Source organism: Arcobacter lacus (assembly GCF_003063295.1).
Lineage (GTDB): Bacteria > Campylobacterota > Campylobacteria > Campylobacterales > Arcobacteraceae > Aliarcobacter > Aliarcobacter lacus.
The window spans coordinates 150,552-164,413 of record NZ_MUXF01000005.1 but is presented as its reverse complement, the minus strand read 5'-3'; the positions used below and the strand labels follow the sequence as shown (position 1 = coordinate 164,413).

The window sequence follows — 13,862 nt, the reverse complement described above, 5'->3', positions numbered from 1 at the left end:
TGTTAATTTATTTATTTAAAATTGTGTCTAAAGCTAACTTAGTATTTTCCCATCTATTATGAGAATTTAACATTACAAGTAAAATATCTTTTTTACCCTCTTTTGCACGAGCAATTAGACAAGGTCCAGCTTGGTTTGTATAACCAGTTTTTACACCTATCATATATTTTTCTTTTGGTTGAAGTTTGTTGCTTGTATATACTGTATAAGTTCTTTTTGTATTTATTGCTTTAAATGAATAAGAGTTTTTTCTAACAATCGCATTGAAAGTACTATTTTTAATAGCATATTCTGTAAGTTTCAATAAATCACTTGCTGTACTTTTATGATTTTTTGCATCAAATCCACATGGATTTTGAAAAGTAGTTTTTGTCATACCAAGTTTTTTTGCTTTTGCATTCATCATATTCACGAATTTTTGTTTATCACCATTTCCTAAATAAATAGCAATAGCATTTGCAGCATCATTTGCTGAACGAATAAGAGCAGCATTTACTAAATCTCTTAAATAGATTTTTTCTCCTACTTTAAATCCTAAAATTGTTGGTTCAACTTTTTTCATATCAGCTGTAATAGTTACAACACTATCCATTTTATTACTTTCTATTGCAAGAATAGCTGTCATAATTTTTGTAAGACTTGCTGGACTTACTTGCTGGTTTGCATCTTTTGAAAAAATCAATTGTTTTTTAGTTAAATCTTTAACAATAATTGAATCCAAATCTTTTTCTATTTTTTGAAAAACATTTGCTTCTGTATAAGAAAAAGCCATAATCGGAGTAAAAATTAAAATAAGCACAGATAGTAAAAATTTCATGATTGTTTCCATTTAAAAAAATTCGAAGAAGATTATATAAAAAAAAACTTTTATTTATCATATAAAGCTTTTGCGTCTTGATTTCTCTGCTTTTTTAGCTCCATATCTATATATTTTCCAATATCATTTTTCACACTTTTTGTTGCAAGTGTAATTTTTCTTTTTGTGGATTTTGTTTCATGTATATAAAATTTTGCTTCATATAAAGATAATCTTATTGGCGTTGCTATGGCATAAGTGCTTAAAATACTATCTTCTTTACAGATTTTATAAATATCTTCAAAATACTCTTTTGTCCATAGTTCTTTATTTACATCACTTGAGAAAGCATCTTGGAAAACTATATCAAAAAAGTTTTTTTCAAAATTTTTTATATAAGCTCTAGCATCACCTATAAAAACTTCTATTTTGATTTTTTCATCTTCATATTTATTTGTAGTAGAAATAGCTTTTATGATATGTTTTATATTTTCAAACTCTTTAGGAAAAGGAAAATCTTTTAGAGATTTTATTAAATTTTCATCTAATTCAGGAGAAAAAATATTTATCTTTATATCAAGATTGTTTTTTAAAATATAATAGATAGTTGAAAAAGTGTTGTACCCTATTCCAAAACAGATATCCAAAATATTTAACTCTTTTTTATTTTGATGATAAAAAAATGTTGGGATAATATGTTTACTCAAAGCTTCATTTATCGCACCATCTTCTGTGTTATGAAAGTGTTGATTATATTTTGTAGAAAAAAGAGTATTTGAACCATCCAAAGTGGTTACTAAAATATTTTGATTATTTTCCAATATTAAAGTCCATAACCCCAATGGTGCATTTTTTTTGCAGTAAATATCAAAACCTCATCAAAAAGTTCTATCGCATTTGGTGCTTGAAATCCTATCTCTTCCAACATATCTAAAATCTCATATCTATTGTCGTTTGATATTTTTTCTAAGATTATGATATTTCCTGAATTTTCCAAAGCTTTATAGTGAGATTTTAATATCTCTTCTTTATTTTCACAATAAGATAAAATATCACTCAAAACTATATATTCATAAACTCTTGCACTTGATAATTTTGCACTTGATTCGTCTTCAAAAGAGATATATTTTATATTTCCTTTGTTCTGTTCTTTTATCTCTTCTAAAGTGCTATTAACTAAACCCAAAGAGTTATCTATATGCAAAATCGAAATATTTGTATAGTCACTAAATAAGCCTTTGAAAAGGTCTAGTTTTTCTTGCATTTTAGTTTCCTAAAGATTTTAATTTCTCTTCACTAAGATAAAGTTCTTTATTTGACATAACACCGATTTGTGATTTTAAAATATCTCTTGCAATATCTTTTGCTTCATCAAGTGAGTGCATAGCACAAGTTCCACACTGATATAAATTTAATTCTGGAATATCACTTTGTTTTTCAACTTTTAAAACATCTTCCATAGCTTTTTTCCAAGCAACTGCAACTTCTTGTTCACTTGGAGTTCCAATCAAACTCATATAAAATCCAGTTCTACAACCCATAGGTGAAACATCTATAATTTCAACTGTTGGAGAGTTTAGATGAGCTCTAATAAATCCAGCAAAAAGGTGCTCTAAAGTGTGAGTTCCTTTTTCACTCATCATTGATTTATTTGGTACACAAAATCTTAAATCGAAAACTGTAATATTGTCACCTTTTGGAGTTTTCATTGTTTTTGCAACTCTAACTGCAGGTGCAGGCATAATCGTATGGTCAACTCTAAAACTATCTAATAATGGCATAATAATTCCTTTTTTTAATAAGCCAGATTGTATCGAAAGTTTATTAAATGAGTACTAATAAATATTTATAATACTTGTTTATAATTTAAGATATAACCTTTACTAGAATGATTTTTGATAATCTCATAATAAGTTTTCTGTCTTATTTTATTTACTATATTTCTCATAGTATAAATAGACATCTCTTTCCCTTTCCATACTATATCTTTTACCATATCATAATCTGTAATTTTATTTCTTCTCGCTATTAAAAGTTTTAAAAATGATTTTTCTAGTTTTGTAAAATCTATCATTTCTCCATCTTTTTTAAAAAATTGATCTCTATATTCATCAAAATAAATACCTTGATCAAACTCTATTTTATCAACTCTTTTCATTTGATTAAGACACATTAAGATAGCTAATTTTAAATCTATTAAATTTAAAGGTTTTACTAAAAAGGTATATGCTTCTAAGTTTATAGCTGTCAATACTTTTTCATTACTATGTGAACTTGATATAACTATTAATTTTGAAGACAATTCTGAAAAAGAACTATTTTTTAAATCAATATCTACAATTGCTAAATCGTAATTATTTGTTAAAGAAAGTTTTAACGCTTCCTCATAACTTGAAGTAAACTTTACTTCTTCAAATAACTTTACAAATTTCTCTTTTATACTATTTCTAACTGATAAATCATCACTTAAAAATAATATCTTTGTGTTTGCTAATATTTTCATATTAAATCTCAAATTTAATAGTTACTAATTTGTTTTAAACAACTATATTTTATAAAAAAAATCTTTTTCATTTTATTTCCTTCAATATAAAAAATATTTTGTATTTCTTTTAAACAATACTCTTACTTACCTATAGATATAAATCTATGGAAAATTGATAATTGGATAGTAACATAATAAACTTAAAAAATTTTTTAATGGAGCTTTTTTTGGCTATTTTTGAAATACCCTCTATTGCAAGTGATGAAGAGATAGATAAATTCTTAGAAACTATCTCAAAAAATGTAAAAAGAATCAGAGTACAAAAAGGTGTAAATCAATTTGATTTAGCTTTAACAATTGGACAAAAAGGTTCTGGATTTATTGCATGTGCTGAAAATTGTACTAAAGGAAAAAGATTCAATCTTATCCATCTTTATAAAATAGCAAAAGCATTAGAAGTTCCTGTTGAAGAGTTTTTCAAGCCTATTGATGATTTATAAAATCAATAATAAATTTTTTTCAATATAATCAAACTCACTTTTTATAAAAAGATTATTTTTATAAATTTTAGATACCATAAAGCATTTTATAAAAGAAAGTAGTGTTATGGAAAATTGTGACTATTTTTTGTTAGAAAAAAATGAAAATAACTATAAACTAACTTTATTAAATATTTGGGATAAACAAACACTTCCAAATATTATAAAAAAAATAGAACTTCTTAATTTCTCAAAAAACAGTAAGCTCAGCATTGATTTTGCAGACCTAAAAGAGTGCGATAGTAGTGCGATTATTTATCTAATCTCATTTTTAAATATTTTTGAAAAAAAAAACATCACTATTTTAAATAATAAAAACCATGAAAAGATATTTGATTTTTATAAAAAACATTATCAAACTAAACTTTTTGAAGAAGAGAAAAAAAACCTATTTTTTGAAGATTTAGGTAAAAAAACCTATGACATTTATAAAGAATCAAAAGAGTTTATTGGCTTTATAGGAAAAGTTTTTTATTTTTTTATTTATGCGATTTTTAATCCATCAAAAATAAGATTTAAAGCGATGTTAAAATATATCGAAACTTCTGCTTTTGATGCACTTTTGATTGTTGCGGTTACTTCATTTTTAGTTGGAGTTGTTATTGCTTATCAAGGAAGTGTTCAACTTGAAAAGTTTGGAGCAAATATATTTATCGTTGAGATGATAAGTATAACAATGTTTAGAGAAATTGCTCCACTTGTAACTGCTATTGTAATTGCTGGACGAAGTGCAAGTTCATATACAGCTGAAATAGGAGCTATGAAAATAACAGAAGAAATTGATGCTATGAAAACTATGAATTTTGAGCCAACTTTGTTTTTAACGCTTCCAAGAATATTTGCTTTATGTATCTCTTTGCCACTTTTGGTTTTTTTTGCAGATATTATAGGAGTTTTTGGAGGAATGGTAATAGCAAGTTCTAGTTTAGATGTAACATTTATCGAGTTTATAAATAGACTTCACAATGAAGTTCCACTAAAACATCTTATCTTAGGAGTTTTCAAAGCATTATTTTTTGGTTTTGCTATTGCAATTATCGGATGTTATAGAGGTTTTCAAGTGCAAAACAATACAACAAGTATAGGAAAGTTTACAACAATGAGTGTTGTAAATGCTATATTTGTAGTGATTTTGATAGATGCAGTTTTCTCTATAATTTTTACTCAAATGGGAATATAAATGAAAATCATAGAAGTAAACAACCTTTATACAGCTTTTGGCGAAAATGTAGTGCATAATGATATTTCATTTAGTGTAAATGAAGGTGAAATATTTGGAATATTAGGTGGAAGTGGTTCAGGGAAAAGTGTTTTAGTAAAACAGATAGTTATGCTAAATCAAATTCAAAGAGGAAATATAAAAATCTTTGATAAAGATATTTCTACTTTGTCATTAAAACAAACGGAAGAATTAAAACTTCAGTTTTCTTATCTTTTCCAGTTTGGAGCTTTGTACTCATTTTTAAATGTGATTGAAAATATAAGTGTGATGCTAAAAGAGTACACAAACCTACCAAAAGATTTGATAGAAAAGATTGCATATACAAACCTTGATATAGTTGGACTTCCAAAAAGTGTAGCAAAACTATATCCTTCACAATTAAGTGGTGGAATGAAAAAAAGAGTTGCACTTGCAAGAAGTTTAGCAATGCAACCAAAAATCTTATTTTTAGATGAACCGACAAGTGGATTAGATCCAGCTAGTACAAAAAGTGTAAATGAACTATTGCTTTATTTAAAAAATAGTTTAAATATAACAACGGTTATAATAACACACGATTTAGATACGATAAAAACTTTGCTTGATAGATTTATCATAATAAAAAAAGAGAAAATCTTTGATGGAAATATAACAGAAGCTTTAAAAAGCGAAGATGAGTTTATCAAAGATTTTTTAACAAATAAAAAGGCTACTTAATGGATACTAAAATTAACTTTTTTAAAATAGGATTATTTGTAAGTTCACTATTTACTCTTTTAGTAATATTTATTTTTTGGCTTGGAAAATATGGACTAGAAGATAAAAAATATGATGATTATTCAATCTTTTTTTCAGAATCAGTTTCAGGACTAAATATCGGCTCTTCTATAAAATTTATGGGATTTGAAGTTGGAACTGTAAAAGATATCAAAATAAATCCATATAATTCGGAAGAGATAGAAATAGATATTCAAATACAAAAAGGAACTCCAATAAAAGAGGACAATTTTGCTATTTTGGGAAACCTTGGAATTACTGGATTAAAATATATTGAATTAAAAGGTGGAAGTAATAACTCAAAACTTTTAGGCGAAAATCAATATGGAATGAAAGTCATAAAATCAAAAACATCTGCCTTGACAACATTTGTTGATTCAACAGAAGATATTACAAAAGAGATAACCATTCTTTTAGGTCAAATGAAAAAAGTTTTAAATGATGAAAATATCTCAAATTTTTCTTCACTTTTATCAAAAAGTGAAAAAAGCATGGAAAACATAGAGCAATTTTCTGCATATTTAGTTAAAAATGAAAAAAAAATAGATGAACTTATCAATAGTATGAAGAACTTTGCTAATACAGGAAATTCATCATTTGCAAGTGTTAAAACATCTGCTGATAGTTTTAAAGAACTAACAACAAAAATAAAAGAAGAGTTTGACAAAGGAACTTTTAATCTAAAAGGAATGAGTATTGAAAGTTTTGAGAACTTAAATAGTTTATTAAAAAACCTTGAAAATAATTTGAATCTAACTCAAGATTTAATAAATAATATAAATGAAAGCCCAAGTGACTTACTACTAAAACAAAAAAATATAAAATATGGCCCAGGAGAAAAAGAATGAAAAATAGTATTTTAATATTAACAATTTTTTTGTTATTTACAGGGTGTACTTTTAAACAACAAAGAATAGATATAAATCATTATTCAATAGATTTTAAAACTCAAAAGATATCTCAAAATGCTAAATTGTCTTCGATTTTTATAGAAGAACCAAATGTAAATCGAAGTTTTAATCTAACATCAATTTATTATAATACAAAACCGTATTTGTTTGAAGAGTATGCAAAAAACAAGTGGATAAATCTTCCTTCAAATATGATTTATAATCAACTAATCGACTCTTTTATAGCAAGTAATATTTTTTCAAATGTGATATCAAAAGATTCAAAAATAGAGCATAAATACACTTTAAAAACTGATATTATAAAACTTTATCATGAGTTTAAAGAAGATAAATCTTACGCAATTTTGAAAATAAAATTTGATTTAATTGAAGATAAAAAAATTATCAAAACTATAAGTTTTGATAAAAATGTTTTATGTGAAACAAATGATGCTTATGGTTTTGTAAAAGCTTTAAATAAAGGACTTGAAGAATCTACAAATAGTTTATTAAATACTATTATTTCTATCTAACCTTTTTGCAATTATTGGAGCGATATTCATAACAATAAAAAGTCTTACTATATGATGTAAAGTTATATAAGGAAGATTTGCTCCAATTAAAATGGCAACTAAATTTATCTCTGTTTGTCCACCTGGTCCAAAAGCCAATAAAATATCTAAAGCTTTAAAATCCAAAGATTTATATATTATAAAAATAAAAATAGCACATAATATAATCAAAATAGCAAAATGCCCCAAAGTCGCTAAAAATGTTTTTGATATAGTTTTTAAACTTACATTTTTAAAAGTAAAGCCAATAATAGTTCCAAAAATAACTTGTATGAATTTTAATAATTCATCAGGAATATGTGTGTTAACAAATCCAGTAGAATACAAAATTATACTAACAATCATAGGTCCTATTAAATATGCAGCTGTCAGTTTTAATCTTTTTGCGATGATTGCACCAACCATACCTAGAATATAAATATATGAGAATTCAAATAAATTTATATCTTTTATAGGAGTTGTCAAAAGCTGGTTACCACGAATATCTATTTGAAAAATATATTGAATAATAAATGGTAAAGACACAACCACAAAAAATAGTCTTGAACTTTGCATTAAAGTGATTTTTGAAGTATCAGCTTTTAGTTCTTGTCCAATAATAACCATCTCTATTACACCACCAGGCATAGAACCTAAATAGGAAGTTTTTAAATCATATTTTAAAACTTTATGATAGTAATATGTTCCAAAAAATATAACTAAGATTGTAAAAGGAATTACTAATAAAAGGCTCATAATATAATGTGGAATATATTGTAAAATATGAGGAGTAAATGCACTTCCAATAGTAAGCCCTATTAATATCCTAGCAGGAGCTGAAAATAACTTTGGACTAGAAATAGGAATACTTTGAAATCTAATAGCAATAGTTGTAGCAAATATTGCACCTAAAAGCCAAGGTAAAGGAAGATGCAAAAAGATAAATAAAATTGAGCCTGAAACTGCTATTAATAAAGCTAATAGCATTTTTAAAATATTTATCATCTATAAAGTTGAAATATATTTTATAGCTTCTAAAGCATCTTTTTTTACAATATTTGTATATTTTAAAAGTTCTTCTTCATCAGAATAACCACATAAAACCCCTATTGCATTTACTTTAGCTTCATTTGCACAAATTAAATCAAGTTTTGTATCACCTATCATATAAACTTCATCTTTGTTTTTATCATAATTCATTTGAGCTAATGTTTTTAAAATTGGTTCTGGATGTGGTTTAGGATTTTCAACATTTTCTCTACCTGTTATTATCTGAAAATATTGAGTAATATTAAAATTATCAAGTATTGGAATAGTGTACATTCTTGTTTTTGTAGTAACCACACTAACTCTTGCTATTTTAGAAGCTAATTGTACTGCCTCAAAAGCATTTTCCAATAAAGTTGTCTGTTCAACAGAAATAACTCTATATCTATTTTTATAACTATCAACATAGTCCCAAACTTTTTGTTTTGAAACTCCAAGTCTTTCAAACATAATATCAAGAGGGTAACCTATCAAATCTTTTATATTTTTATCACTTCCTCTAAAATCAAATCCTTGTTCTTTAAAAGCAAATCTAAAAGTAGATACTATCGCATCTGTTGAATCTATCAAAGTTCCATCTAAGTCAAAAAGTATTATTTTATTCAATTTTTTCCTTTATTCTTTTATTTCCCAATCTTTTTGATTGTGTGTTATTCCTGTAAATGCAGGTTCAATATTTTTTATTTTTTTATTAACAGCTGTTATTCCATCTGGAATATACAAAAACAAATACGGTAAATCATCACTTATTTGTTTAAAAATCTCTTTATAGATTTTTGATAATTCATCTTTATTTATTGTGCTTATTCCTTTTTCTATCAAAGCATCAACTTTTTCATTCTTATATCCAGGAAGATTAAATCCACCTAATTTATCACTTGAACTATGCCAAAGAGGATAAGCGTCTGGGGTTAAAGGCATAGACCAACCAAGAAGTATAGATTCAAAATTTCTAGGATGAACAACTGTATTTAAAAAAGCTTGCCATTCCATAACTCTAATTTTCATATTTACACCAACTTTTTGAAGTTGATATTGTAAAATTTGAGCAGCATTTACTCTTATATCATTGCCTGTATTCGTTACAACTTCAAAAGTAAAAGGATGATTTTCATCATAACCTGCTTCTTTTAAAAGTTCTTTTGCTTTTATTACATCTTGTTTTATATCTTTTACTTCTTCATTGTAAGCATAAGAATCTGGCATAAAAGGACCATTACAAACTCGCCCATAACCAAAAAATAAAATATCAACTAATTCTTGTCTATTTATGGCTAAAGATATAGCTTCTCGAACTTTTTTATTTTTAAATTTTTCATTCTTTAAATTAAAACCTAAATAGCTGTATGTAAAAGCTGGTTTTTGTATTATTGTATAATCATTTTTAAAATTGTCATCAATTTGTCTATCAACTTGAATTGCATCTAACGAACCAATATCAAGTTTTTTTTCTTTCAAATATAAAAAAGATGTATTTAAATCAGGTAGAAACTTGTATAAAATTTTATCAATTTTTGGTTTCCCTTCAAAATAATCTTCATTTGCAATAAGTTCTATATCTTGCCCTACTTTAAACTCTTTTAACTTATATGAACCTGTTCCTATTGGATTTTTATTAAAAGAGCTTGTCATCAAATCTTTTTCATCTTTTAGAATATGATGTGGTAAAAGACCAACCATCCAAGTCTCAATTGCTTTAAAATATGGTTTTTTATAATTTACTTCAATCGTCAAATCATCTATTGCTTTTACGCTCTCAACTTCTTGAAAATTTGATTTTATAGAATTAAAAACTTTAGGATTTATAACTTGTTCGTAAGTAAATACGACATCTTTTGAAGAAAGTTTTACTTTATCATGCCATAAAACATTATCTTTTAATTTTATGACTAATTTTGTTGGTGTTTCAAAATAATATGATTTTGCTAAATCAGTAGTTACATTTCCATCTTTATCGTATTTAAAAAGTCCATTAAAAAGCCAATCTGATATCTCTGTACTTGCGCTATCATTTGATAATATTGGATTTAACCTACTTGGACTTGAAGTCATACTCAAAGTTAGTGTACTTGCATTTAAAAAAGTTATTAAGATTGTGAATATAGTTAAAAATTTCATATCGTATTGTATAGTTTTTTTATAAAAATGATATAAAAAAAGGAGCAACTTTCGTCGCTCCTTTTTTGAGAATAAGAAATATACTCTTTGAAAATTCCAATTATCTTTTTGAGAATTGAGAAGATTTTCTTGCTTTTTTCTTTCCGAATTTTTTTCTTTCAACAGATCTTGAATCTCTTGTTAATAAACCATAAGGTTTTAAGATAGTTCTGAATTGCTCATCAAAAGCAACTAAAGCTCTTGAAATTCCGTGTCTTGCAGCGTCAGCTTGAGCAGAATATCCTCCACCTAAAGTTTTAACTACAATGTTTACAGAAGTTTCTTGTTTAGAAACATTTAATGGTTGAATAACTCTTTTTTTGATAGACTCATGTCCACCTAACCAAGCATCTAAAGTTTGACCATTAATTGTTAATTGTCCATTTCCAGACTCTAACCATACTTTAGCTATTGATGTTTTTCTTCTTCCAGTTGCATATACTTTTGCCATTACTATTATCCTTTAATTTGTGCAGTATGAGGATGTTCACTTCCTGCATATACTTTTAATTTTTTTAACATTTCTTTACCAAGAGTAGTTTTTGGAAGCATCCCTCTTGTAGCTAATTTGTATAGTTTTTCTGGATTTTTTTCAAACATTTCAGACATTTTGTGAGTTTTTGTACTACCAAAATAACCTGAGTGAGTAAAATAGTTTTTACTTTCTAATTTTTTACCAGAAAATTTTGCTTTTGATGCATTTATAATTACAACAAAATCTCCGCAGTCTACATTTGGTGTAAAACAAGGTTTGTTTTTACCTCTTAAAATAGTAGCTACTTCTGTAATAATTCTTCCGAATACTTTATCAGTTGCATCAACTACTATCCAATCTCTTTTGATTTCGTTAGCATGTGCCATTTGAGTAAATTTCATTTATTTTCTCCGCTTTTTTAATGAGTTGAAATATTAGTGAAGTAATACTTAAAAAACACTTAAATTAAGTGTAAATTAATATTTTATATAAAATTTAGAACCGATATTTATTTCAGATTCAATTTCTAGTTTAAAATTATGTAAATTTAGTATTGATTGAACGATAAATAATCCTAATCCCAAAGAGTTATTCCATCCATTATTTGATATTCTATAAAATTTTTGATTGATATTCTCTAACTCTTTTTTTTCTATTCCAATACCTTTATCAATAATACAAATATACTCTTTTGAAAGCTCGACAATAACCTCTTTTTGTGAATATTTTAATGAATTCTCTATTAAATTTGAAATTGCCATAGAAATCAAAGTTTCATCAACTTTTATTAAAACATCTTCCCCTTTTATTACAATCTCTCTATTTTTATATTTATCTTTTAAATCACTCACACAATTTTCTACTATTTTTTTTGTAGAACAAGGAACTAAAAGCAGTTCTTGTTTGCCCTCTTCTAATTTTAAAGTTAATCTCAATTTATCAATAATATGTGACATTTTATTTGAATTAGAATAAATCTTATTTAAAAACTTTACTTTCATAAGTTCTGGCATATCTTTATCATTTAAAATAGTTTCACTATATCCAGAAATTATCGCAATTGGATTTTTAAACTCATGAGAGATTGCTGATATTATCTCATCTTTTTGTCTATTTGCTAGTTTTAGTTTTGCATTTTGTTTTGACTTTTGTTTATCTTTTTTTGATAATTTGATAGCAACTTTATTTAATAGTTTTGTGATTTTATAAAACTCATATGTATAAGTTGAACGTAAAGGAATTAAACTTTTTTTATTTGTTAGTTGCGTAAGAAAATATAAAATAGTATCTGTTTCTTTTTTGATTTTAAGGCTTATAAAATATGTTGCTAAAAATGCAATTATTAGAAAAAATGTAATATACATAAAAATTTCAAGAGTTAATTTCATAAAATTATCAGCAATTTTATTTGTATAATCTGCCATTCTAATATAATAAGTAGAATTATCTGTTTCAAATTTTTTTGCAATATATAAAAGTTCTTTTTTTATAGTTTCAGAGTTTCTTTTATCTTTTCCCCAACCTACATTTTTAGCTTGAATTATTTCTGGTCTATTTGCATGATTTTTTATAAAAGCTAGATTTTGATCACTTTCGGCGATTACTTCACCTTGTTCATCTATTATAGTAATTCTTAAATTTAATTCACTATGCAAATCTCTTACAATATTTTTTATATGTGATAAATTATTTTGGTCTTTTAAAACAATAGATAAAGTATCAATATTTTGAATAAGAGTTTTTTCTATTTGATTTATATATAAATTTTTTGCCCAAAAATAAGTAACTAAAGTCAAAGTTATTAAAATCGCAACAAAAATAGTGAAATAAGTTCGTAAAAATAGTTGATGAATTTTTAACAAAAAATATAACCTTCACCTCTAACTGAACGAATATAATTTTTTGTTCCATCAGGGTCAATTTTGGCTTTTAACCTTTTAATTGCAACATTTACTGTTTTCTCTTTTTTATCAAAAGAGTCTTGCCAAACAATATTTAACAGATGTTCTCTTGTCATCAAAATATCTTTATTTTTAATAAATTCTAAAAGTAAATCATGTTCAAGGTGAGTTAGGTCAATCTCTTTATCTTCGATATAAAACTTTCTATTTGAAGCATTATAAACCATATCTTTAACTTTTAAAATATCAAGCTCTTTTGAAGTTCTTTTTATTACTGCTTTTACTCTAGCACATAACTCTTTTATGTTAAAAGGTTTTGTAATGTAATCATCAGCATAAGACTCAAAACCTTCTAAAATATCTTCATCTTTATCTTTTGCAGTTAGATAAATAACAGGATTAGTATAACCCTCTTTTTTTATTTCGTTTATAAAAGTGGTACCTTCAATATTTGGTAGATTTCTATCCATTAATATTAAATCTATTTGTTCTTCATCTAAAACTTTTTTTACATTTTTATCAATAGTTAAAAATCCAATAGTTTCATAACCCTCTTTTTGTAATGTATACTCAAGAAGTTCTAAAATATCTTCTTCATCTTCTATAATTAAAATAAGTTTGTTATTCGTCATTTTCTATAGCTTTATTTGTTTTTTCATTTCCATCTTTAGGTCCAGGAGAGTATCTAATCGCAAGAATTCTAAATATAAAAAATACAAAGATTACAAAAAGTAAAAATGTTATATCAATATAATCTCTATTTTTATTTGCAGATAAAATAACAACTTCTCGAATCAAAAATATTATAAAAATATCCAAAACATATCTAAGTCTTAATGTTTCTTTTTTTATAAAATCCGAGATCATTTTTACAACTTCCATAATAACAATAAATTCTAACATTAGAATAATTGCTCTATAAAAGTCATGCCCTGCAACAAGTATCGTTAAAAAGATAATTGTTGCAACTAAAACTTCAAAGTTCGAACTAAAGTAATTTGAGATTTTGTTTATAGCTTTTTTCATAAAAAAATTATATCATA

General features: G+C 25.4%; 18 protein-coding genes. 5 read left to right on the top strand and 13 right to left on the bottom strand.

From position 1 onward, the window contains the following. Positions 1–7 precede the first annotated feature (7 nt). The 5 genes from B0175_RS04210 to B0175_RS04190 all read right to left on the bottom strand — a co-directional run bounded on the left by B0175_RS04210 (position 8) and on the right by B0175_RS04190 (position 3,299). Positions 8–817 carry a D-alanyl-D-alanine carboxypeptidase family protein gene (locus B0175_RS04210; RefSeq protein ID WP_228156064.1) on the bottom strand — a complete coding sequence of 270 codons (810 nt, stop codon included), beginning with the start codon at positions 815–817 and terminating at the stop codon, positions 8–10. A gap of 50 nt (positions 818–867) precedes the next feature. Further along, positions 868–1,617 carry a tRNA (5-methylaminomethyl-2-thiouridine)(34)-methyltransferase MnmD gene (locus B0175_RS04205; protein WP_108527418.1) on the bottom strand — a complete coding sequence of 250 codons (750 nt, stop codon included), beginning with the start codon at positions 1,615–1,617 and terminating at the stop codon, positions 868–870. Between the two features lie 2 nt (positions 1,618–1,619). Continuing rightward, entirely contained in the window at positions 1,620–2,060 is a 441-nt protein-coding gene (locus B0175_RS04200) for a hypothetical protein (RefSeq protein ID WP_004510153.1), read from the bottom strand. A gap of 1 nt (position 2,061) precedes the next feature. Then, positions 2,062–2,577 (bottom strand): S-ribosylhomocysteine lyase, encoded by a 516-nt coding sequence (gene luxS, locus B0175_RS04195; RefSeq protein ID WP_108527417.1) that lies wholly within the window; start codon positions 2,575–2,577, stop codon positions 2,062–2,064. A gap of 65 nt (positions 2,578–2,642) precedes the next feature. Further along, positions 2,643–3,299 carry a response regulator transcription factor gene (locus B0175_RS04190; protein ID WP_108527416.1) on the bottom strand — a complete coding sequence of 219 codons (657 nt, stop codon included), beginning with the start codon at positions 3,297–3,299 and terminating at the stop codon, positions 2,643–2,645. 209 nt (positions 3,300–3,508) lie between these two features. Here B0175_RS04190 and B0175_RS04185 point away from each other — a divergent pair, with 209 nt between their 5' ends. The 5 genes from B0175_RS04185 to B0175_RS04165 all read left to right on the top strand — a co-directional run bounded on the left by B0175_RS04185 (position 3,509) and on the right by B0175_RS04165 (position 7,221). Then, entirely contained in the window at positions 3,509–3,781 is a 273-nt protein-coding gene (locus tag B0175_RS04185; protein ID WP_228156063.1) for a helix-turn-helix domain-containing protein, read from the top strand. A gap of 106 nt (positions 3,782–3,887) precedes the next feature. Beyond that, on the top strand, positions 3,888–5,000 hold the full coding sequence (locus B0175_RS04180) for an MlaE family ABC transporter permease (RefSeq protein ID WP_108527415.1): 1,113 nt from the start codon (positions 3,888–3,890) through the stop codon (positions 4,998–5,000). Further along, on the top strand, positions 5,001–5,738 hold the full coding sequence (locus B0175_RS04175; RefSeq protein WP_050071039.1) for an ABC transporter ATP-binding protein: 738 nt from the start codon (positions 5,001–5,003) through the stop codon (positions 5,736–5,738). It begins immediately after the preceding gene. Further along, positions 5,738–6,646 carry an MlaD family protein gene (locus B0175_RS04170; RefSeq protein WP_108527414.1) on the top strand — a complete coding sequence of 303 codons (909 nt, stop codon included), beginning with the start codon at positions 5,738–5,740 and terminating at the stop codon, positions 6,644–6,646. The genes B0175_RS04175 and B0175_RS04170 overlap by 1 nt, the downstream gene beginning before the upstream one ends. Then, positions 6,643–7,221: an ABC-type transport auxiliary lipoprotein family protein gene (locus tag B0175_RS04165; protein WP_046998045.1), complete on the top strand. Its 579-nt coding sequence runs from the start codon at positions 6,643–6,645 to the stop codon at positions 7,219–7,221. The genes B0175_RS04170 and B0175_RS04165 overlap by 4 nt, the downstream gene beginning before the upstream one ends. On the opposite strand, the gene B0175_RS04160 is transcribed toward B0175_RS04165, so the two are convergent. The 8 genes from B0175_RS04160 to B0175_RS04125 form a co-directional block, all read right to left on the bottom strand. Beyond that, on the bottom strand, positions 7,198–8,226 hold the full coding sequence (locus B0175_RS04160) for an AbrB family transcriptional regulator (RefSeq protein WP_228156062.1): 1,029 nt from the start codon (positions 8,224–8,226) through the stop codon (positions 7,198–7,200). The two genes, B0175_RS04165 and B0175_RS04160, sit on opposite strands and share 24 nt — an antisense overlap. Before the next feature lie 18 nt (positions 8,227–8,244). Further along, a complete protein-coding gene (locus B0175_RS04155) occupies positions 8,245–8,892 on the bottom strand; it encodes an HAD family hydrolase (protein WP_108527412.1) in 648 nt (215 codons plus the stop codon). 9 nt (positions 8,893–8,901) lie between these two features. Next, entirely contained in the window at positions 8,902–10,404 is a 1,503-nt protein-coding gene (locus B0175_RS04150; RefSeq protein ID WP_108527473.1) for a peptide-binding protein, read from the bottom strand. A gap of 100 nt (positions 10,405–10,504) precedes the next feature. Then, complete coding sequence (gene rpsI, locus B0175_RS04145; protein WP_108527411.1) at positions 10,505–10,894, bottom strand: 30S ribosomal protein S9; 390 nt, start codon at positions 10,892–10,894, stop codon at positions 10,505–10,507. Positions 10,895–10,899: 5 nt separating this feature from the next. Then, complete coding sequence (gene rplM, locus B0175_RS04140; RefSeq protein WP_004510140.1) at positions 10,900–11,319, bottom strand: 50S ribosomal protein L13; 420 nt, start codon at positions 11,317–11,319, stop codon at positions 10,900–10,902. Between the two features lie 75 nt (positions 11,320–11,394). Continuing rightward, entirely contained in the window at positions 11,395–12,780 is a 1,386-nt protein-coding gene (locus B0175_RS04135; RefSeq protein WP_108527410.1) for a sensor histidine kinase, read from the bottom strand. Continuing rightward, positions 12,774–13,451, bottom strand: a complete 678-nt coding sequence (locus B0175_RS04130) for a response regulator transcription factor (RefSeq protein WP_108527409.1) — start codon at positions 13,449–13,451, stop codon at positions 12,774–12,776. The genes B0175_RS04135 and B0175_RS04130 overlap by 7 nt, the downstream gene beginning before the upstream one ends. Continuing rightward, entirely contained in the window at positions 13,441–13,845 is a 405-nt protein-coding gene (locus B0175_RS04125) for a phosphate-starvation-inducible PsiE family protein (protein ID WP_108527408.1), read from the bottom strand. Before B0175_RS04125 ends, B0175_RS04130 begins: the two co-directional genes overlap by 11 nt. Between the last annotated feature and the right edge of the window lie 17 nt (positions 13,846–13,862).

Coding starts and splice junctions, on each gene's coding strand:
- B0175_RS04180 (WP_108527415.1), top strand. CDS start 3,888: ATGGAAAATTGTGACTATTTTTTGTTAGAAAAAAATGAAAATAACTAT.
- rplM (WP_004510140.1), bottom strand. CDS start 11,319: ATGAAATTTACTCAAATGGCACATGCTAACGAAATCAAAAGAGATTGG.
- luxS (WP_108527417.1), bottom strand. CDS start 2,577: ATGCCATTATTAGATAGTTTTAGAGTTGACCATACGATTATGCCTGCA.
- B0175_RS04210 (WP_228156064.1), bottom strand. CDS start 817: ATGAAATTTTTACTATCTGTGCTTATTTTAATTTTTACTCCGATTATG.
- B0175_RS04150 (WP_108527473.1), bottom strand. CDS start 10,404: ATGAAATTTTTAACTATATTCACAATCTTAATAACTTTTTTAAATGCA.
- B0175_RS04190 (WP_108527416.1), bottom strand. CDS start 3,299: ATGAAAATATTAGCAAACACAAAGATATTATTTTTAAGTGATGATTTA.
- B0175_RS04160 (WP_228156062.1), bottom strand. CDS start 8,226: ATGCTATTAGCTTTATTAATAGCAGTTTCAGGCTCAATTTTATTTATC.
- B0175_RS04125 (WP_108527408.1), bottom strand. CDS start 13,845: ATGAAAAAAGCTATAAACAAAATCTCAAATTACTTTAGTTCGAACTTT.
- B0175_RS04130 (WP_108527409.1), bottom strand. CDS start 13,451: ATGACGAATAACAAACTTATTTTAATTATAGAAGATGAAGAAGATATT.
- B0175_RS04165 (WP_046998045.1), top strand. CDS start 6,643: ATGAAAAATAGTATTTTAATATTAACAATTTTTTTGTTATTTACAGGG.
- B0175_RS04175 (WP_050071039.1), top strand. CDS start 5,001: ATGAAAATCATAGAAGTAAACAACCTTTATACAGCTTTTGGCGAAAAT.
- rpsI (WP_108527411.1), bottom strand. CDS start 10,894: ATGGCAAAAGTATATGCAACTGGAAGAAGAAAAACATCAATAGCTAAA.
- B0175_RS04200 (WP_004510153.1), bottom strand. CDS start 2,060: ATGCAAGAAAAACTAGACCTTTTCAAAGGCTTATTTAGTGACTATACA.
- B0175_RS04170 (WP_108527414.1), top strand. CDS start 5,738: ATGGATACTAAAATTAACTTTTTTAAAATAGGATTATTTGTAAGTTCA.